Raw genomic sequence first — 20382 nt, forward strand, 5'->3', positions numbered from 1 at the left:
GCGGACCGCCGTCCGACGGAACGCGAGACGGCGTATCTACCCCGCTGCGAGCGCCGTCGGCGGACCGGTTGGTACGGCCCGCCTGGCGACGCGGTCGCCGAACAGGGAGCTTCTGGCCACCACGGTCGTCGGGTACCTGCGTGCCCCGGCCCGGATCCCGCGAAAGGGACTGAGCCGATGCTCCGGCAGATGATGCGACCCGGGCGAGAGATCCCCGGGCACGACACCGGGCGCCCGTGCGCGCGGTGACTAGACGCCCCCGAGGGTAGACGGCAGTCACTCAAGGTGCAACAACCGGCTCACAGCGCGTCGTCGGATTTCCCGCGTGGCGCGGTGATCTGAGTCACGTGCCCGTTCCCCCGTTGGCACAACGTCAACGTCACCCCGGGTGTTCCGCGTTCAGCCGAGCGGGGCTACCCGTACCCCTGTCCGGTCCACCGGGACCGGGACGACGGCGAATCCGGTGAGATCAACCGCCTTGGGCAGCACCGCGTCGGTCGTCAGCGCGAGAACCGTCGGACCCGCCCCGGACACGGCCGCGGCGACCCCGTTCGCGCGCAGTTCCCGGACCACGCGCAGGGTGTCCGGCCACGCCTTCTCCCGGTAGTCCTGGTGCAGGGAGTCGGCCGTGGCGGCCAGCAGCAGGTCCGGTCGCGCGCTGACCGCGTGCACGGCGAGCGCGGCCCGGCCCGCGGCGAACGCGGCGTCCCGGTGCGGCACGACCTCGGGCAGCAAACCCCTGGTCACGTGGGTCGCGGACTGCTCGGCGGGCACGACGGTGACCGGGCGCAGGTCCGGGTGCGGCTCGACCCTGGCGGCGCGGAACCGGTCGCCGTCGGTCCAGGCGACGACCAAGCCGCCGAGCAGGCTGGCGGCGACGTTGTCCGCGTGCCCCTCGAACTCGGCGGCCAGGTGCAGCGCGTCGTCCAGCGCGGTGCCGACGAGGTCGACCCCGGCCAGGCCGTAGCCCGCCGCGATCCCGCTGACGATCGCGGCGGCCGACGAACCGAGGCCGCGCGCGTGCGGGATCGCGTTGGCGCAGGTCAACTCCAGGCCGCCCGGGTCGTGCCGCAGGTGCCGGGACGCGGCCCGCAGCGCGCGCACGACCAGGTGCGACTCGTCGAGCGGGACGTCGTCGGCGCCCTCACCGGTGACCCGCACCGCGAGCGCCGACGACCCGCACGGCCGCACCTCCAGCACGTCGTGCAATCCCAACGCGAGACCGAGGGCGTCGAAACCGGCGCCCAGGTTCGCCGAGGAGGCGGGCACCCGGACGCGGATGCCCGCGCTCACCCCAGTTCCAGCGCCGCGGCGACCGCCGAGGCGTCCACCGGCACCGGCTCGACCTCGACCAGCCCGTCCAGCGCGGTGTCCGGGTCTTTCAGGCCGTGCCCGGTGACCGTGCAGACGACCACGGACCCCTTGGGCAGGCGGCCGTCTGCCGCGGTGGCGAGCAGACCGGCGATGCCGGCGGCCGAACCCGGCTCGACGAACACGCCCTCGCGCAACGGCAGCAACCGGTATGCGTCGAGGATCTGCTTGTCCGACACGGCGTCGATGAGCCCGCCGGACTCGTCGCGCGCGGCGACCGCGCCGGTCCAGGACGCCGGGCTGCCAACGCGAATGGCCGTCGCGATCGTCTCCGGGTTGGGTACCGGTTCACCGCGCACGATCGGCGCGGCGCCCTCGGCCTGGAAGCCGAACATCCGCGGCGTGGCCTCGATGATCCCGTCGGCGGCGTAGTCGCGGTAGCCCCGCCAGTACGCAGTGATGTTCCCGGCGTTGCCGACCGGCAGGCAGTGGATGTCCGGGGCGCGGCCGAGGACGTCGCAGATCTCCCACGCCGCGGTCTTCTGGCCGATCAACCGGACCGGGTTGACCGAGTTCACCAGGCCGACCGGGTACTCGGCCGCGGTCTTGCGGGCCAGTTCCAGGCAGTCGTCGAAGTTTCCGTCGATCTGCAGGACCTTGCCGCCGTAGGCGATGGCCTGGGCGAGCTTGCCCAGCGCGATCTTGCCGCGGGGCACCAGGACCGCCGAGGTCAGCCCCGCGCGGGCGGCGTAGGCCGACGCGGACGCCGAGGTGTTGCCGGTGGACGCGCAGATGACCGCCGCCAGCCCGGCGGCCTTGGCGTACGTCATCGCCACGGTCATCCCGCGGTCCTTGAACGACCCGGTCGGGTTGTGCCCCTCTACCTTCAGGTAGACCGTGCTGCCGGTGCGCTCCGACAGGTAGGGGGCGTGGAGCAACGGGGTGTTGCCCTCGCCCAGGGTGATGACGTCAGCGCCGTCGGGGATCGCGACGCGGTCCCGGTACGCCTGGATGATGCCCGGCCAGCCTGGCCGAACACCGGTGGGGATGGTCATGAATCCTCGCCTTCGACCCGCATCACGCTGACCACGTCGTGCACGAACGGCAGCCCGGCCACTTTGTCCACAGTGGAACGTAGCGCGGCGTCCGGTGCCGAGTGGGTGACGATCACCAGGCTCGCGTCCCGCGCCCGGCCCTCTTGCCGGACGGCGGCGATGCTCACCTCGTGCTGGGCGAACTCGGCGGCGACCGCCGCCAGCACGCCCGCGCGGTCCGCGACGTCCAGGCTGATGTGGTACCTGGTCGAGGCCTGCGCGATCGGGCGCACCGCCAGGTCGGCGTACGCCGACTCGCGCGGTCCGCGCCCGCCGACGACCCGGTTGCGGGCGACCGCGACCAGATCGCCGAGCACGGCGCTGGCGGTGGGTGCACCGCCCGCTCCCTGCCCGTAGAACATGAGCTGACCGGCGGCCTCCGCCTCGACGAAGACCGCGTTGAACGCGCCGCTGACCCCGGCCAGCGGGTGGCTGCGCGGGATCATCGCCGGGTGCACGCGCACCGCGACGAACTCGCCGTCCGTGGTCAGCACGCGCTCGCAGATGGCCAGCAGCTTGATCGTGCGGCCGAGGGCGCGGGCGGCGGCGAAGTCGGCCGAGGTCACCGCCGAGATGCCCTCGCGGTGCACGTCGCCCGCGGTGACCCGGGTGTGGAAGGACAGCGAGGCGAGGATGGCCGCCTTGGACGCGGCGTCGAACCCGTCCACATCGGCGGTCGGGTCGGCCTCGGCGTAGCCCAGCCGGGACGCCTCGTCGAGGGTCTCGGCGTAACCGGCGCCGGTCTCGTCCATCGCGGACAGGATGAAGTTGGTCGTGCCGTTCACGATGCCCATGACGCGGGTGATCCGGTCACCGGCCAGCGACTCGCGCAGCGGCCGCAGCAGCGGGATGGCACCGGCGACGGCCGCCTCGAAGTACAGGTCGGCGCCGGTGCGGTCGGCGGCCTCGAACAGCTCGCCCGCGTGCTCGGCCAGCAGCGCCTTGTTCGCGGTGACCACCGACTTGCCCGCGTTCAGCGCGGCCAGCAGCCAGCCCCTGGTCGGCTCGATCCCGCCGATGACCTCGACCACCACGTCCACGTCCTGGCGGGTGACCAGGGCGGCGGCGTCGGTGGTGAGCAGCTCGGCGGGCACCTCGCGGTGCTTGTTCGGCCTGCGCACGGCGATGCCGACCAGCTCGACCCGGGTGCCCACCCGCGCGGCGAGCTCGTCGGCCTGCGCGGTGAGCAGCCGGACGATCTCGGTGCCGACGGTCCCGCAACCCAGCAGGGCGACCCGGATCGGTTCAGCGGCCTCGCTCGTCACGTCATCTCCAGTCTCAGCAGGTCGTCCACGGTTTCCCGGCGCAGCAGCGGCCGCGCCACCCCGGCGCGCACGGCCACCACGGCGGGCCGGGGCAGCCGGTTGTAGTTGCTCGCCATCGAGTAGCAGTAGGCGCCGGTCGCCGCCACCGCCAGCAGGTCGCCGGGAGCAAGGTTGTCGGGCAGCCAGCAGTCTCGCACCACAACGTCACCGGACTCACAGTGTTTGCCCACGACTCGGGACAGCACGGCCGCCGCGCCGCGTTCCCCCTCGTCACTGGACCGGGACACCAGGCGGGTGTCGTAGAGGGCGTCGTAGAGGGCGGTGCGGATGTTGTCGCTCATGCCGCCGTCGACGCTGACGTACCGGCGGCCGGTGCCGTGCCCGAGCGACACGTCCTTGGTGGTGCCCACCTCGTAGAGGGTCACCATGCTCGGTCCGACGATGGCCCGACCGGGCTCGACGGCGATGTTCGGCAGCGGTAACCCCGCCTGCTCGCACTCCTTGGTGACGATGGTGCGCAACTGCTCGGCCAGCACCGCGGGCGGCGGCGGGTCGTCCTGCGCGGTGTAGGCGATGCCGAGACCGCCGCCCAGGTCGACGGTCCGCACACCGGCCAGCGCCTCGGCGCCGTGCTCGGCGTGCAGGCCGGCGAGCAGGCCGATGACGCGGTGCGCGGCGACCTCGAACCCGTCGGCGTCGAAGATCTGCGACCCGATGTGGCTGTGCAGGCCGACCAGGCGCAGCCCACCGGACTTGAGCACCCGAGCGGCCGCCTCCGCCGCGTCCCCGCCGACCAGGGAGAAGCCGAACTTCTGGTCCTCGTGCGCGGTGGCGATGAACTCGTGCGTGTGCGCCTCGACGCCGACGGTCACCCGGATCAGGACGTCCGCCACGACGCCGCGCTCACGGGCCAACTGGTCGAGCCGGGCGATCTCGAAGAACGAGTCGACCACGATCGTGCCGACGCCCGCGTCGAGCGCCCCGGCCAGCTCGTCGGTCGACTTGTTGTTGCCGTGCAAGGTGATCCGCTCCGGCGGGAACTGCGCGCGCAGCGCCACGGCGAGCTCACCACCGCTGCACACGTCGATGCTCAGGCCCTCGTCGGCCACCCAGCGGGCGATCTCCACGGACAGGAACGCCTTGGACGCGTAGTGCACGAGCGCCGGGTCGCCGAAGGCGCGCGCGTGGTCGCGGCAGCGGCCGCGGAAGTCGTCCTCGTCGACCACGAACAGCGGAGTGCCGTACTGCTCCGCCAGGTCGCGCACGTCGACGCCCGCGATCCGGACGGCGCCGTCCGCCCCGCGTTCGACGTGCCGCGGCCAGACCGCCGGGACGAGCTCGTCGAGCGCGGCGGCGCTGGTGGGCCGTTCGCTGGCGGTGTTGCTCGGCGGCAGGACCTCCGCGTGCCGCGGGCCTGCCGGGTGTGCCCTCATCAGTTCCCTACAATCGTTGCGGTGCGGTGATTCCGAGCCGTCCCAGCCCGGTTGCCAGGACATGTCGCGCGGCCGCGCACAGCGCGAGCCTGCCGCTGTGCTCGCGGCCCGGTTCCTCGTCGCCGAGCGGCAGCACGCGGCGGTGTTCGGTGAGTCCCCTGGCCTGGTCGGCCAGCGATTCCAGGTACCGGGTGAGCCGGTGCGGCGCGGCGTCGACGATGGCCGGGAACTCGGCGACGGTGCGCGCGAGCTCGACCTCGCGGGGGTGGTCGAGCAGCTCCAGGTCCACTGTGGACAGCTCGATGCCGAGCGCTTCGGCGTTGCGCAGCAGGGAGTCCAGTCGGGAGTGCGCGTACTGAACACAGTGGACCGGGTTGTCGTCGGTTCGGCGGCCGAGAATCTCGATGTCCACGGCGGACTCGCGGAAGGCGGCGTACCGGGCCGCGTCCACGCCGACCAACTCCGCCAACTCGGACACGGCTTGGCCGTGGACGGTGGCGGGCGGTGTGGAATTCACAGTTGAGCGGACCCCGGTGGTCGCGCGGACCGACTCGGCGCGGGTCGCGGCGGTCAACCGGAGGTTCACGAAACCCGGTCCGGCGACCTCGACGGCGGCCAGGCGCACGTCGGTGACCAGCGCGTCCGCCAGCCACCCGGCCAACTCGACCGGGGCCACACCAGCGGCACCGGCGGCCCGCAGCGCCACCGTCGTCGCGTAATCGCCGCGGCCGGGGTCGCGCGGGCGGACCAAGTCCACCTCGTCCGGCACGGCGGTGGTGGCCAGCCCGCGGTCGCCCAGCACCCGCACGACGGCGGAATGAACCAGGTCAGCGAGCACGGCTGGGGTCACCGGGCAAGTCTAGGTAGCGGTGCCCCGTCGTCTGCCCGGGGTCCATGCCCTCCACCGTTCAGGGTCCATACACTCACCCACATGATTCGGTACGCGCGACACTTGGCGCTCGCCGCCGCCTGCCTCGCCGTGGTCGCCTGCGGCAGCACGCAGACCGGCAGTCCCGTCGCCGTCAACCCGGGCAAGCCCGCCCAGACCTCGCGCGGCGCCGATCCGGGCTCCTTCACGCCGACCGAGAAGGAGCACGACCCGACCAAGCGGATCAAGGGCGTCGTGTCGGTCGAGTACAAGTACGGGCTCCACGTCACGCGCAGCCAGCGAGTCGCCTACGACCACAAGCCCCCGCTCGGCGGCGCGCACGACGCGGTGTGGGCCGCGTGCAACGGCGTCGTCTACCCGCAGGCCGTGCGCACCGAGAACCTCGTGCACTCCCTGGAGCACGGGGCGGTGTGGCTGACCTACGAGCCGACGAAGGTGTCCAAGGCGGACATGGCGAAGCTCGCGAACAAGGTCACCGGCCAGCCGTACACCGTCATGTCGCCGTACCCCGGTCAGCCGACACCGGTGTCGGCGCAGTCGTGGGGCCGCCAACTGCAGGTCGACTCGGTCGACGACGAGCGGATCGACCAGTTCATCGCCGCCACCCGCACCAACCAGTACCTGGCCCCGGAGCCGGGCGCGTCCTGCGACCAGATCGACCCGTCCCGGTTCGACCAGGACAACCCACCGCCGTTCGACCCGACGGACCCCGGTCCGGACGCCATCCAGCCGACCGGCCGGTAACACCCGGCCGTGACCAGGTCGGTTGACACCGACCAGACACCTGTTCCCTAGACTTGGCCTCCGCACCCACCAGGTGCCTCGGTCGTCGGTGACGCGGGCGGCCGACCACGCGCTCGAGGTCCGAGGGACGGCATGGCCAGCGGAACGACGAACAGGAAGGGTCCGAAGGGCAAGGACGCGGTCAAGGCCGCTCGTTCGTCCGTCGTGACCAAGAAGGGCCCGCCCTGGGCCACCATCTCGGCGATCCTCGCCATCGTGCTGCTGGCGGGTGGTGTGTTCACCTACGCGTTCATCAAGGTGCACGCCGCCGAGAAGTTCCTCGTGTCCGACGACAACAAGGACCCGTCCGACCAGATCGCCGGTGTGCTGAAGAAGACGTACACCTCCGGCCAGCACGTCACCTCCACCCAGCGCGTCGCCTACGACCAGTCGCCCCCGTTCGGCGGCCCGCACGACGGCGTCTGGGCCGACTGCACCGGCATCGTGTACCCGACGGCGGTGCGCAGCGAGAACATGGTGCACGCCCTGGAGCACGGCTCGGTCTGGATCGCGTACAACCCCGACAAGATCAAGGGCGCGGACCTCGACGCGCTCAAGGCCAAGGTCGAGGGCACCCCGTACATGCTGATGTCGCCCTACCCCGGCCTGGACCGTCCGATCTCGCTGCAGTCGTGGGGCCACCAGCTCAAGCTGGACTCCCCCACCGACGAGCGGGTCGACCAGTTCATCAAGTCGCTGCGCACCAACCAGTACCTCACCCCCGAGCCCGGCGGCCGCTGCGACAGCAACCAGACCGGTTTCGACCCGTCCAACCCCCCGCCGTTCGTCGCCGAGAAGCCCGGCGCCGACGCGGTGACCATGGACGGCAAGGGCGCCGGGACCGCCACGTCGGAAGGCATGGCGACCCCCACCACCGCGCCATCCAAGTGACCTCGCCAACCACCCGGAGGACCGCCGTCTACCTGGCGGCGGCCTTCGTGGTGCTGCTGGTGGGCGCGGCGGCGGGCATGCTCATCACCCTGGCCTCCGTCGGCACCGGGGACGGGAAGCCGGGAACGGACTCGGTGGACGTCGGCTTCGCCCAGGACATGCGCGTCCACCACCTCCAGGCGATCACCATGGCGGGCCTCGCCCGCGACCGCAGCGACGACGCCGAGGTCCGCGAACTCGCCTTCGACATCGAGTCGACGCAGTTGGACCAAAGCGGCCAGTTCTCCGGCTGGCTCACCATCTGGGGCCAACCAACGCTGCCCCCGGCCGACCAGCCCCACATGCGCTGGATGACCGCCCCCCACTCCCACGGCGCCGCTACAACGGGCGTCAACTCCATGCCCGGCATGGCCAGCACCGAAGACCTGACAAAACTCCGCGGCCTATCCGGCAAAGACTTCAACGTCTTCTTCCTGCAGTTGATGCTCCGCCACCACAACGGCGGCCTGGAAATGGCCTCTTACGCGGCCCAACACGCCAGCCTGGACTACGTGCGAAACCTGGCCCAAAAGATCCAGCAGGGCCAAACGGCGGAAGTCAACCTGCTCACGTCAATGCTCAAGGCCCGAGGCGCCCAACCCCTCCCCAATTGAGCACAGGGAACAACCGCCTTTAAAACAACACCCACGACCAGCCTGCCCCCCAAAAAAAGAACCCCACCCTCATCGACGAAGCTCCACACCGGCACCGCGCGCCTCGGGACCCGCCGATCCCAACCGCCCGTTGTGGTGGAGTTGTTTTGTTTGGGGGGAGCGGTGGCCTAAGCCGGCTGGCGGGTAAGGCCACGCTTTCCAGTGGCCCCGCCTTTTTGCCTTACCCAGGCTGCCGCTAGGGGCCCCAAACAAAACAACTTCACCACAACGGGCACTTCAGCTTTAATCTGGCGCCCGAGGCCGGCGTCGCCGCCAGGCGACAAGGCCGAAACCCGAGCGCAGCGAGGTCCAGTGCCCACGCCCTCATTCACCAAGAAAGCTGCCGACACTTCGTCGCAGCATCCCGATGCTCCACCTGCAGGGTCGCGTGCTCCAGCCCGTACTCATCCCGCAGCAACTCCTGCGCGGCCCCCAACACTTCCCCTTGATCAGCCCTATCCGTCACGGTCAGGTGCGCGGAAGCGACTTCCATGCCCGAGGTCAACGTCCAAACATGCAGATCGTGCACCTCGGCAACCCCCGGCACAGCCCCCAACCGCGCCGCCATGTCGTCCACGTTCACCCGCTCTGGCGCGTGCTGGAACAGGATCCGCAACGCCCGCCGGGCCAGCGACCAGGTGCGTGGCAACACCCAAACCCCGATCGCCACGCCGATGATCGGGTCGGCCCATCGCCACCCCGTTGTCAGCGTGATCAAGGCGCTGATCAGCACACCCACCGAGCCGACCAGGTCGGCGATGACCTCCAGGTAGGCACCTCGTACGTTCAAGCTCTCCGACGCACCGTCGCGCAGCAGCAAGAACGACACCACGTTGGCCACCAAGCCCCCGGTGGCAGCAAGGAGCACAGGCAACCCGGCGACCTCAGGAAGATCCCGGAACCGCCCCACGGCTTCCGCGATCACGTACCCGGCCACGCCGAACAGCAGTACGGCGTTCGCCAATGCCGCGAGAACCTCAGCCCGGTAGAGGCCGAATGTCCTCCCCGACTTGGCACGAGCCTGAGCCCGCCCAGCCACCACGATGGCGGCCAGCGCCAGCCCAACCCCCACCACGTCGGTCAGCATGTGTGCCGCGTCGGAGATGAGGGCCAGCGACCCGGTCGCCAGCCCGACCGCCACCTCAAGCACCATGATCGCCGCCGCGAGGCCGAACGCGGCCCACAACCGGCCCACCAGTCGGCCGGAGGCGCTGTTCGCGCGCACGCCGTGCCCGTGTCCGTGTCCCACCCGCGCCACCCCTTTCTGACGGCCAACCAAACATATAGTCGCATGCGCATAAGTACAACCCAGTGTGACCTGATCGGCGGCGATCACCACTCGAACGAGGGATGATCCGGGTGGAGTCCCCGGTATGTGAGACGGGCTCTGGTAGACGGAAGGGGTGGTTAACCCATCGCAGCCGGGGGGCGCGCGCCCGGTCACCGCACTCGCCCTGGTACTGGTGTCGCTGGCCACGGCGGCCGCCCAAGCCTCGGGACCGGCGCAACAGCCCGCGACAGCCGCCCCACTCGCGATGGCCCCGGTGCAGCACCCCGCACCGACGGCGACCGCCCAGGTGGGCACGTCCGCGCAGGCGCTGGTGGCCAAGGGGGTCGGGCCGATCACCCAGGTCCCCGCGCCCGCGCCGGTGGTGGTCGCCGAGGTGCACGCGGCGCCGTCACCGGTCACCGACACGGGGGTCCCCCGGAACATGCTCGACGCCTACCGGCGGGCCGAACGGGCGGCGCCGAAGAGTTGCAACCTGCACTGGTACCACCTGGCCGCCATCGGCCGGGTCGAGTCCGGGCACGCGGAGGGCGGGCGGGCCACCCGCAACGGCGACACGGCGCCACACATCCTCGGTCCCGTGCTCGACGGGCACCCCGGCGTCGCGGCCCTGCCGGACACCGACGGCGGCGCGCTGGACGGCGACACCGTGTGGGACCGGGCCGTGGGGCCGATGCAGTTCCTGCCGTCAACCTGGCGGAAGTACGCCGCGGACGGCAACGGTGACGGCGTCTCCGACCCGCACAACATCTACGACTCGACCCTCGCCGCCGCGCGCTACCTGTGCTCCGGCGGCATGGACCTGAGCAACGTCGACGACCTGGGCGCGGCGATCTTCCGCTACAACAACTCCGGCGACTACGTGGTCGCCGTGACCACCTGGCTGACCGCGTACTCCGGCGGGGTCACCCCGGTGCCGCCCGCGCCGCCGATCGACGACGCCCCGGTCGTCGCGATCCCGCAGGCCCCGCCGTCGGCCACCCCCGAACCGGCGGCCACGACCACCCCGGCCCCGACGACGACCCCCGCGCCGTCCGAGACCGTCGCCCCGACCTCGACCCCGGAGCCGACCGGCGACCCGTCCATCGCGGCGACCCCGACCGACTCGACACCCCCGTCCGAACCCGCGCATTCTTCCGCCGACGCGGCGGAAGCGGCGGCACCGGCGGAAAAGCCCGCAGGAACGACAAGGCCGCACGCCCGACCGCACCGCCCAGGTCGGGCGGGACAGCAGGCATGCGGCTCCGTGGTCACCGACCCGGGCGCGGCGGAGGTTGCCGCGCCCGCGGGTCAGTGCGAGACCGAGGGCTAGTCGCTAGATCAGCCGGTCGCCGGTCTCCGGGTGGAACAGGTGGATCTCGCTCGGGTCGCGCAGCACGACCCGCACCCGCTGGCCGAGGCCGGGCGGCGTACGACCGTCCACGCGCAGCACCAGCCGCGGGCCCTCGGGCTCGTTGGCGACGGCGCCGTGCACCAGCGCGTCCGCGCCCAACTCCTCGACCAGCTCGACGACCAGGTCGAACGCGTTCGGCGAACCGGCGGCGACCAGGCTCAGCGACTCCGGCCGGACACCCACGGTGACCTCGGACAGGCCGTCGCGACTGATGGCGGCCACGGTGTCGCGGGTCAGCGGCACGTTCAGCTCACCGAGGCGCAGGCTGCCGTTGCCGACCTGCACGGTGCGCAGGTTCATCGACGGCGAGCCGATGAACCCGGCGACGAACGCGTTGTCCGGGCGGTCGTAGAGGGCGCGCGGCGTGTCGCACTGCTGCAGGATGCCGTCCTTGAGCACCGCGACCCGGTGGCCCATGGTCATGGCCTCGATCTGGTCGTGCGTGACGTAGATCATCGTGGTGCCCAGCCGCTGCTGGATGCCCGCGATGTTGGCCCGGGTCTCCACCCGCAGCTTCGCGTCCAGGTTCGACAGCGGCTCGTCCATCAGGAAGACCGCGGGGTCGCGCACGATCGCCCGCCCCATCGCCACCCGCTGCCGCTGACCGCCGGAGAGCGCCTTGGGCTTGCGCGCCAGGTACTTCTCCAGGTCCAGCATCTTCGCCGCCTCGGTCACCTTCTCGGCGATGACCTGCTTGGACAGCCCCTGCAGCTTGAGCGCGAAGCCCATGTTCTGGGCCACCGTCATGTGCGGGTAGAGCGCGTAGGACTGGAAGACCATCGCGATGTCGCGCCCCTTCGGCGGCACCGACGTGACGTCGCGGTCGCCGATCCGGATCGCGCCCTCGTCCACGTCCTCCAGCCCGGCGACCATCCGCAGCGCGGTCGACTTGCCCGACCCGGACGGACCCACCAGGACCAGGAACTCACCGTCCTCGATGGTCAGGTTCAACCCGTCAACCGCCCGCACCGGCGGGGACCCCGGGTACACCCTCGACGCCGCTTCGTACCGGACCTCGGCCACAACAACCCTCCTAGCCGTCGCGCCCGAATCCATTCAGACGCCCCGAGAGGCCACAACGCCTCAGCGATCGAGCAGAGGTTAGTGCCAGAACCCACAAAGGTCCAGACCACTTGCCCGCCGTCGCCCGACCGTGACCCAAGTGCACCTCAACCACCGCCCGACCGCCACCCCTGACCCCCATCACCACCCCCGCACCACCCGTACGCTAGGCTCTCCGCAGCAAGAACGGCCCCCGTAGCTCAGGGGATAGAGCACCGCCCTCCGGAGGCGGGAGCGCAGGTTCGAATCCTGCCGGGGGCACCACAGTGATCAAGTGTTTCCGCAGGCCAGCCCCGTTCCCCTAATGGGGCTGACCTCGTGAGCAAACGCAACCTGCAGGTCATCCCTGTTCCCCTTGGTCTCCTACGGGGGCTCTACGCTCCGAAATCAAGAGTCTTACCGGGGCTACTGATCGACAGAGCGCGCTACAACCGCAAGGTCGGCCATCAGCAGAGCTAAGGGATGTCTCGTAACTGATCTTGTGGTTGTGCCGGTTTGGGGCGGGGTCCGTGGTCGGCCGGGTCAGCCGGTGATGGTGAGGTTGTGAAGGAAGGCGATGCCCGAGGCGGTGGTGGCGAGGGTGTGGCCCGCGCGGCGGTAGTCGCGCAGGATCTTCCAGTTCTTCATGCGGGCCAGGGCGTGTTCGACCCGGGCTCGGACGGTGCGGTGAACGGTGTTGAGGTCGTCCTTCCATTCAGGCAGGTCCCGACCATCACGGGGTGTGCGGTAGGGCATGATCACCTCCGGGTTGCCCTGGTAGCCGCCGTCGGCCATGACCGGCCGCCCGACCAGTTGTTCGGCGATGCCGGAGTCGCGGTAGACGGTGCAGTCGTTGCGGTTACCGGGCTGCGGGTCGCCGGTGGCGATGACCAGGCGGGTGTCGGCGTCGATGGCGACCTGCAGGTTGGTGGAGTAGCGGTGGTTCTTCGACCGTGCCGCGATGCGGTGGTCGCGGGTCGGGACCAGGGTGCCGTCGACGATCGCGACCTGGTCCACGCGGCGCTTGCGCACCGGCGCCAATGCCAGCAGCGGCCCGAGGGAGTCCACCACCCGGTGCGCGGCGGAGTGCGAGACCCCGAACAACGGCCCGATCTGACGCATGGTGAGGTTCGTACGCCAGTAGACCGCCACCAACAGCACCCGGTCGGGCAGCGTCAGCCGCCACTGTCTGCCCGGCCGCCCGTCCGCGATCGCCTCACCACCCCGCTGCGCCACCACCCGCACCAACGTGCGGAACTGACCGGGCTCCAACCCGGTGAACGGGGCAATCCACTCCGACCGCGACGACGAGATCACCTGCACACCGACATGATCGACCACCGCCCACACACCACGATCACCGGGTTACGAGACATCCCTTAGCTCACGCTCCTCGTGCACCACAACGCGCGTGAGGTCGTGAACGTCCGTAGTCCTACGACAGCCGTCGCAAGATCGACGGGTGCGTCGTGATGACCGCTCAACTGCACTCCCCGGCATGCGTTCTCGCGTCGAAACGCCAAGACCGCGCGCAGATGCCACGGGGAGCACTTGGTCGGCGATAGTGAACCCAGCCGGATCGAAGTCTGCCCGCGCATGGATCGTGCAGCCGACGGTAGCGAATCCGGCCTCAAAACGGAGTCGCCCGCAGATCGCCCATCCACACGCGGCGACCAGCGCCGGCCAACCTCGACTCCAGGTCGGTCACGTCAGGCAACGCGATCGTCAGCCGACGCCTGAACTCATCGTCGTGGCGCGGCACGATCAGGTGGACCAGCTCATGCACAACCACCAGGTCCAGCAGATCCGGCGACAGCTGAATGGTCGCCCAATGAAAAACGACCGAACCGTCACGGGTACGCAGTCCCCATCGGGTTGCCAGATCGCGAACGATCACCTGCGGCGGCTGGACACCGATTCGACCGGCCCAGGATCGCACCCGTTCCGTGAGCCACGCCTGCCCACGTGTTCGATACCACTCGATGATCTCGAGGCCACCCGCTTGCTTGCTCAGCTGCAGCCAGCCTCCGTGCAGCTTCACGGGCGTCGTCTGCGCCGGGACTCGTAGCAGGCGGTAGTGCCGCCCCAAATACGTGAACCCCTCTCCGTCCACCAGTTCCTTGACCGGATGATCAGCAGCCAGCTCTGCGCGACGCCGAACCGCCTTGGCCAGCCAGAAGCGGCGATCTTGCAGAGCGATGGTCAATTCTGCCGGTGTGATCCGTGCCGGGACCGCGATCACGATCATCCCGTCTGGCAGCACATCCAACCCGAGTGTGCGGCGTCGAGGCCGAACCTCCACCCTCCACGCCCAGTGGCGCGGCAAGCCCGCCTCGTGAACCGCTGTTTCCAGCACCTGGGTCATTGCCGCGGCCGATCAGCCAGCCGCAGGAAACGCTCGCGGTTACTCGTGGCCAGATCGACCAACTTGTCCGCGACATGTTGTGCCTCGGAGGGAGCCAGACGAGTCTCGACCACAAGGGTGTTGATCAGCCGCTTGCGCGCGGTGTCTCGCACGTGACCGTTGTAGAGGAAGTGCGGCCTCAACACCTCGGTGCTGATCTGGAGTGCCAACCCTCGTGCAGCCGTGAAGATGTCGATGTGCGCAAGACCCGGTTTCCGGTTGGCCACTGCCTCCTCGAGGAGACTGTAGATCGGCTTCTCCGTCCACCGGTCAAGCCCGAGCTCGGTCGTGGCCGCTTCCTCGGCCAACGTCTGTGCACGCAACCCGACAAGTTCCAGATAGGTCTGGCCGAAGTCGTGGTCCTGCTCCATCTGCTGGAGGATCTCGTCGAGCCGTTCACTCAGCCGTCGGTAAGTATGGGGGTCCGAAGCCATCCGAGTGCTGATGTGCTCGCTCATCGCGTGCTTCATCTCCAGCGCGCGAGCCCGGTCGTCGGGAAGCGCGTCAACCTTCTCCGCGAAGTCCGCCGCCGTGATCTCCACCGGTGGGATGCGCTGAAGGATGCCTTCCGCACGAATGTGTGCATCGATGAGTTGCCTGATCTTGGCTCCGTACCGGTACGGGCTGAAGTGCGTGCGAGCATCCCGGTAGCGTCGGCGGGCGAGGTACTGAACGATGCCGAGATTGCGGGCAATTCCTTGGTATTTCAGGGCTTCTGGACGAGGAAGTACCGCGTTCAGCGCAGTCAGGAACGACTTGGTGACGTCGTCGAACTCGGCCCGCAACTCGGGATCGTCGAGGCGCGAGAGCAGCTCCTCACGCTCTTCGGGCGTGCTAACCGCGCGAATTCCTTGCTGGGCAAGGAAGTTCGTTACAGCGTTGTGCTGGAGCAGCAGCTCTGGCACAACCGCTTCGTCCAGCGGCTTCATAAATGAGCGGGAGTCGGCGTCACCGATGACTTCGTCGAGGTGATCAGTGTCGTACTCGTTGAGCGCCCGCACCAGATCTGCCGAGATGCCGACATAGTCCACGATGAGACCGAATGACTTGTGCTTGCGAGGGCGATTGGGCCTCGCGATCGCCTGCAGCAACTCAGCGCTCTTGCGGATCGGCCGGTCCACAAAAAGGATCTGTTCGACAGGCGCGTCGAAACCCGTCAACAGCATCGACTTCACGACGATGAAGGCGATGGGCGCGGCAGAAGACTTCGCGGTGGCCGGAGCGATTTCGGTGTCAGGCTCAGCGTCTTCAACGCTTCGACGCCATGGTTCGTCGCCACCACGCTGGATCGGATGCGCGTGGTGCAGCGCGCCGGTATGAGCCTCCCAAGTCAGATCCGGCTCCAGCTCCGCAACATCACCGAGACCGTCCTTGAACCGCGCGATGTAGTCGCGGTGCCGGTCCGAACTCGTCCACTGCTCCCAGTCCGCGTCCTCTGTGGTCGTGCCCTTCGAAATCACCGCCACTGCGGTGATCCGGCTCAGCAGTTCACGGTGCTCAGCAGCCTCAAGAAGAGTCTGCGTCCGCTCATCGGCTTCCTCCCACGCCATCGGGTCGTGCAGAACGGCCGGGCCAAGGTCGTCGACGTCGGCGAGCAGTCGTTGGCGTGCCTCTAGAAGGGCTTCGCGGTAGCGAACCGCAGCCTTTCGAGACACTGCGACGACCTGAGCAGAGAAGCGGTCAGGCAACGCGTTCCGCACCCAGTAGCGGAGCATGTCGTCCGCTTTCGCGCGGATAAGTTCGGCGGCCTCGAGGACCTCGCGGTGCCGGGCGAACTGGTTGACGAGCTTCTCCCGGTCCGCATCGTCCACCGGCACGGACGCCACGAAACCCGCGTCCAGGACGGCCCGGTCGATCACCGCACCGGGGATTTCCCGTGACTCGTAGCGAATGGGGACGACAGCTCGGTCCTTCTCCGCGTCTTTCAATGCATAGACGTCGAGGAACGGGCCGAAGATGTCGCGAGTGGTCTTCTTGTCCCCCTTGAGGATCGGCGTGCCGGTGAAGCCGATGAGCACCGCGTTCGGCAGGTTGGCGCGCAGCCTGGCGTGCTGAAACGACGAGTGCGACCGGTGCGCCTCGTCGACCAGAACGACGATGTCCGTGCTGGCGTTGAGCGACGGAGCGTCGACCTTCTCACCGGTCTCGTCGTCCTCGTCATCCGAGTCCTCGTCGCGGGACTTCTGAATGGTCACCAGCACCAGATCTGGTGTGTCGCTTGCGAGGTGCTTGCGCGCGTCTACGACGGACTTCGCGCGCCGAGGCGTCTCCCCGGTAGTGCCGAGGCTCTTCAGGATCTGCTCTTCCAGGTCGAGCCGGTCCGTGACGACAACGACCTTGAAGCCCCGCAGTTCGTCGTGCTGCCGCAGCACTCGCACCAGAAAGGACATGGTGAGGCTCTTGCCGGAGCCCTGGGTGTGCCAGGTGACGCCGCCACGGGGGTCCGGTGCAGCCGACACGGAGATAGCTCGCCGACGTTCTGCCAGGCGACGAACCATGCGGTGGACCGCGCGGAACTGCTGCCACCGGGCCACGATCTTCACCTGGCGGCCACTGACGTCCTGTCCGACGACGAAGTCGCGAATCAATTCCAGGAGAGTCGCCGGTCGCAGCATCTCTCCGGCGAGGATCTCCTGGCTGTGGAGTGATTGTCCCTCCGGCTTGCCGATCTCCGTCCGGATGGTCTGCTCGATGCCAGGCTCAACCAGCCGCCAGGCGGCGAAGTACTCGGACGGCGACGTGATGGTGCCGTATTGCGCCGTTTCACGGTCTGTCGCGATGAGCAGCTGAGCGAACCTCTCCAGATCCGGCGCGTCGCCCACGTAGCCCTGAAGCTGGGCGATGGCTTCGTCAACCGCGGTCGGTCCCGGGTCTTTGCACTCGATCACCGCGAGCGGCAGGCCGTTCACGAACAGCACCAGGTCGAGCACGGTGTAGGGCCGTCGCCCGTCGAAGGTGTCGATCCTGAACTGCGAAACTACGAGCAGTTCGTTGCGTTCAGGGTTCGCCCAGTCCACCAGCTTGATCGGTTGGCGCACGCCGTCGTCCCAGTCCGGGAGTCCTTCGACGGTGAGTGTCGCACCGGTCAGCAACTCGGTGAAGGCGATGTTGCCCTGCACGCCGTGTTCTGGATCGCGGACGGCTCGGTTGACGATCGAGGTGAGCCGGTCCTCATCGAGCCACGGCTGCCCGTTCGGGCCGAGGTTGATCGCACGCACCGCGTCGCGGAAGCGGTCCAGCAGGATCACGTCGCTGTAGGTCTGCCGTCCCTCGCCTGGGCCGGCGTACGGCAGATGGGTCCACCCCATCGCCACCAGCTGATCGATCAGGGGCTGTTCGACCTCGTCCCGTTCCGGGTGCCGCATTCGTCACACTTTAGTCTTAATCATGCGTAACCCAGCTGAGTGAGGTACTCGGCGAGCTTGCGTGTCGCGGCATCACGTTCGGCTTCCAGCTGCGACAGCGGCACGCGGTACTTGTCACTCCAACGGTTGAACGTGGCGACGAGCTCCGCACGCCCGGCCGCGACGTACCTGTCGAGTCGACGCGCAAGGTCGCGTTCGAACACCCGTAGCACGATGTCAGTGACGGCGCCTTCGAGAGGCGCACGCTGCGCTGCCAGTTTGAGCTGCTCCTTGAACAGCTTCTCCAGCTTCGTGCGCTTGGACCGGGCAGCGGTAGCAACCTTCTTGAGCCGGGCCACCTCCTCCGCAGTCATCTCGGACTCTTCGGCGTCGTCCGCATCTTCCTCGTCACTGCCGTCAAGTGCAGCCTTTGCGGCCTTGTGCGTAGCATCGGCTTCGGCGTATTCCGCCTCCGCCTTCTCCAGCTCCGCCAAGAAGTCAGGCAGCAGGTAGGGAACAACCGGGTGGTCAAGCGCCTTGCGCCGCTCGACGGCAGTCGGCTGCTTGAGCTTGCCGTTCGGCTGTTCGACCGGTTCGAGCATGGCCTCGATCGTGTCGACCCAGCCGTCCAGCACCCGCTCGAATCCACCTGCGGCAAGCGCCTTGAGATCGTGACGGTTGTCCATCCACCATCCCGCGACGATGCCCGCAGTGGTGAACCCGTCCAGCACTCCCAGCGGAACGAGCGCGCCGGTGAAGCCGCTGAGCAGATCGGCACGGAGGAGCATCAGCTTCTTGTGCTCCGGCAGTTCGACGATGAGCTTGGCCTCTTTGTCCCACCACTGCTGATAGGCGGTTCTGAGGTCGCTTTCGCGCTGTGCGGCAAGCTGGGTGATCCGCTCCGCCGTGACCTTCGCGTCCTCCGGCAGGAAGTCGTAGTAGTCCGGGTCGGCGGGTTCCCGTTCAGCGAACAACACCTGCGCCTCGACGCCGAAGGCAGAGAAGAGATCGCTCTTGGCCGCGACTTCGGCCTTGGGCATACCCCCATGCAGATGCGCCCGCACATCCTGTGGCTCAGGAGGTGGTGCGTTGTCGACATAGCGACGGATGTTCAGATTGGCATCTTCGGCCAGCAGTTCGTCGACCGACACGACACGCGAGTAGCCGGGGATCTCCTGCCAGTCCCGGAAGGTGTCGACGATCTTCTCGGTGTGTTCCGGTCCCAGTTCGTTCTGCGCGCGGCCGCTCGTGTACTCGCGATCAGCGTTGATGAACAGGACCTTCTTCTGCCTACGCGGGTCAGTCTTGCCGCCAGGACTGCGCAGCACCAGCACGCAGGCGGGGATCCCGGTGCCGTAGAAGAGGTTGGGCCCAAGGCCGATGATCGCCTCGATGACGTCCGCGCGGAGCATGCGCTCGCGGATCGCACGCTCCGCCCCGCCGCGGAACAGGACACCGTGTGGCATCACGGTCGCGGCGATGCCGTTCCGCGTCAGCACGGCGACCATGTGCTGGACAAACATCAGGTCGGCCTTCTTGCCGGTCTCCGGGGCCCACCCGAACATCATCCGGTCGGCGAACTTCACGTCCTCGGTCCGGTAGTTCAGCGAGAACGGCGGGTTGGAGAGAACCTTCCGGAACCGCCTCAGCTTGTCGCCGTCGCGATGCAACGGCTCCTCGAGCGTGTCACCGTTGCGGAGGTCGGCATCTCGGGCCCCGTGCAGAAGAAGGTTCATCTTCGCCATCGCCCAGGAGGTGCCGCTCTTCTCCTGACCGTAGAGGGCGAGCTGTTCAACGTCGCCGCCGTGCTCCTCGACGTGCTCCTTGGCCAGCAAGAGCATTCCGCCTGAGCCCGCACATGGGTCGTAGACGCTGTCACCCGGCTGCGGGTCAACCAGCCGCACCATCATCCGCACCACCGAGCGCGGCGTGTAGAACTCGCCGCCTTTCTTGCCCGCGGAGTCGGCGAACTCGGCGATCAGGTACTCGTAGGCCGCGCCGAGCATGTCCGGGAACTCGAAGTCGATGTCCCGGAGGCGATACCGGTCGAAGTGGTGAATCAGGTCGACCAGCTCACGGTTGGTCAGCTTCGTCTGGCCGGTCTCCCGGCTGAATTGGATGTGCCGCAGCACGCCGCGCAGGCTGTTGCCGTTGTGGCTCTCCAGGTTGGCGATCGCCTTGTCGAGCTCCGTGGCGACCGTGTCCGCGACCGTGAGCTGGTTCAGCCCCTTCGGCGGGGCCTGATCGCCAGCACTGCGCAGGTGTGGCCCCTTCCACCAGCGGGCGTGGGGAGGGACGTAGATGTGTTCCGCATACGCGTCCGAGTTGTTCGCCCAGGCCAGCGACTGTTCGACATCGCCGTCGGTGCGCTCCATCATCAGGTCGTAGACACTCTGCCACTCGGGCTGGAACTCGTCCGAGCACCGCTTCAGGAACAACATCCCGAAGATGAAGTCCTTGTACTCGGAAGCGTCCATCTTGCCGCGGAGGATGTCCGCCGCGGTGAAGAGATGCCGTTCCAGTTGGGAGAGGGTCAGCTTTGCCACGTGCGAAC

At 68.7% G+C, this 20382-nt stretch carries 15 protein-coding genes and 1 tRNA gene; 5 read left to right on the forward strand and 11 right to left on the reverse strand.

The window, feature by feature from the left end:
• Positions 1 to 399 precede the first annotated feature (399 nt).
• From thrB to H504_RS0121425, 5 genes are read right to left on the reverse strand one after another with little or no spacing between them, the layout of a single operon-like run.
• Positions 400 to 1293: a homoserine kinase gene (thrB, locus tag H504_RS0121405; protein ID WP_026424444.1), complete on the reverse strand. Its 894-nt coding sequence runs from the start codon at positions 1291 to 1293 to the stop codon at positions 400 to 402.
• Positions 1290 to 2366, reverse strand: coding sequence for a threonine synthase (thrC, locus tag H504_RS0121410; protein WP_026424445.1), 1077 nt, complete (start codon positions 2364 to 2366; stop codon positions 1290 to 1292). Before thrC ends, thrB begins: the two co-directional genes overlap by 4 nt.
• The gene (locus H504_RS0121415; protein WP_026424446.1) at positions 2363 to 3670 is read right to left on the reverse strand and encodes a homoserine dehydrogenase; all 1308 of its coding nucleotides are present in this window, start codon (positions 3668 to 3670) and stop codon (positions 2363 to 2365) included. The genes thrC and H504_RS0121415 overlap by 4 nt, the downstream gene beginning before the upstream one ends.
• Positions 3667 to 5103 (reverse strand): diaminopimelate decarboxylase, encoded by a 1437-nt coding sequence (lysA, locus tag H504_RS0121420; protein WP_026424447.1) that lies wholly within the window; start codon positions 5101 to 5103, stop codon positions 3667 to 3669. The genes H504_RS0121415 and lysA overlap by 4 nt, the downstream gene beginning before the upstream one ends.
• Positions 5104 to 5110: 7 nt before the next feature.
• Positions 5111 to 5953, reverse strand: a complete 843-nt coding sequence (locus H504_RS0121425; RefSeq protein WP_084467989.1) for an arginine--tRNA ligase — start codon at positions 5951 to 5953, stop codon at positions 5111 to 5113.
• Between the two features lie 81 nt (positions 5954 to 6034).
• Here H504_RS0121425 and H504_RS0121430 point away from each other — a divergent pair, with 81 nt between their 5' ends.
• The 3 genes from H504_RS0121430 to H504_RS36250 all read left to right on the forward strand — a co-directional run bounded on the left by H504_RS0121430 (position 6035) and on the right by H504_RS36250 (position 8319).
• Complete coding sequence (locus H504_RS0121430) at positions 6035 to 6736, forward strand: thioredoxin-like domain-containing protein (protein ID WP_026424449.1); 702 nt, start codon at positions 6035 to 6037, stop codon at positions 6734 to 6736.
• A 132-nt stretch (positions 6737 to 6868) separates the two neighbouring features.
• Entirely contained in the window at positions 6869 to 7666 is a 798-nt protein-coding gene (locus tag H504_RS0121435) for a thioredoxin-like domain-containing protein (protein WP_026424450.1), read from the forward strand.
• Complete coding sequence (locus H504_RS36250) at positions 7663 to 8319, forward strand: DUF305 domain-containing protein (RefSeq protein WP_051386101.1); 657 nt, start codon at positions 7663 to 7665, stop codon at positions 8317 to 8319. Before H504_RS0121435 ends, H504_RS36250 begins: the two co-directional genes overlap by 4 nt.
• Before the next feature lie 367 nt (positions 8320 to 8686).
• Here the strand turns inward: H504_RS36250 and H504_RS0121445 are convergent, their stop codons facing one another.
• A complete protein-coding gene (locus H504_RS0121445) occupies positions 8687 to 9607 on the reverse strand; it encodes a cation diffusion facilitator family transporter (RefSeq protein ID WP_026424451.1) in 921 nt (306 codons plus the stop codon).
• A gap of 154 nt (positions 9608 to 9761) precedes the next feature.
• Between H504_RS0121445 and H504_RS41480 the strand changes: the two genes are divergently transcribed.
• The gene (locus H504_RS41480; protein ID WP_051386102.1) at positions 9762 to 10958 is read left to right on the forward strand and encodes a lytic transglycosylase domain-containing protein; all 1197 of its coding nucleotides are present in this window, start codon (positions 9762 to 9764) and stop codon (positions 10956 to 10958) included.
• 3 nt (positions 10959 to 10961) lie between these two features.
• On the opposite strand, the gene H504_RS0121455 is transcribed toward H504_RS41480, so the two are convergent.
• On the reverse strand, positions 10962 to 12062 hold the full coding sequence (locus H504_RS0121455) for an ABC transporter ATP-binding protein (protein WP_026424452.1): 1101 nt from the start codon (positions 12060 to 12062) through the stop codon (positions 10962 to 10964).
• Positions 12063 to 12290: 228 nt separating this feature from the next.
• Here H504_RS0121455 and H504_RS0121460 point away from each other — a divergent pair.
• Positions 12291 to 12365, forward strand: a tRNA-Arg gene (locus tag H504_RS0121460).
• Between the two features lie 258 nt (positions 12366 to 12623).
• On the opposite strand, the gene H504_RS0121465 is transcribed toward H504_RS0121460, so the two are convergent.
• From H504_RS0121465 to H504_RS0121480, 4 genes are all read right to left on the reverse strand, one after another.
• Positions 12624 to 13403 carry a transposase gene (locus H504_RS0121465; RefSeq protein ID WP_084467997.1) on the reverse strand — a complete coding sequence of 260 codons (780 nt, stop codon included), beginning with the start codon at positions 13401 to 13403 and terminating at the stop codon, positions 12624 to 12626.
• Between the two features lie 307 nt (positions 13404 to 13710).
• Entirely contained in the window at positions 13711 to 14445 is a 735-nt protein-coding gene (locus H504_RS0121470) for a M48 family metallopeptidase (protein WP_026424454.1), read from the reverse strand.
• Positions 14442 to 17849: a type I restriction endonuclease subunit R gene (locus H504_RS0121475; RefSeq protein WP_026424455.1), complete on the reverse strand. Its 3408-nt coding sequence runs from the start codon at positions 17847 to 17849 to the stop codon at positions 14442 to 14444. Before H504_RS0121475 ends, H504_RS0121470 begins: the two co-directional genes overlap by 4 nt.
• Positions 17850 to 17869: 20 nt before the next feature.
• Entirely contained in the window at positions 17870 to 20374 is a 2505-nt protein-coding gene (locus H504_RS0121480; RefSeq protein ID WP_026424456.1) for a type I restriction-modification system subunit M, read from the reverse strand.
• Positions 20375 to 20382: the final 8 nt, after the last annotated feature.

The sequence above is a fragment of the Actinokineospora inagensis DSM 44258 genome, from assembly GCF_000482865.1.
GTDB classification, from domain to species: domain Bacteria; phylum Actinomycetota; class Actinomycetes; order Mycobacteriales; family Pseudonocardiaceae; genus Actinokineospora; species Actinokineospora inagensis.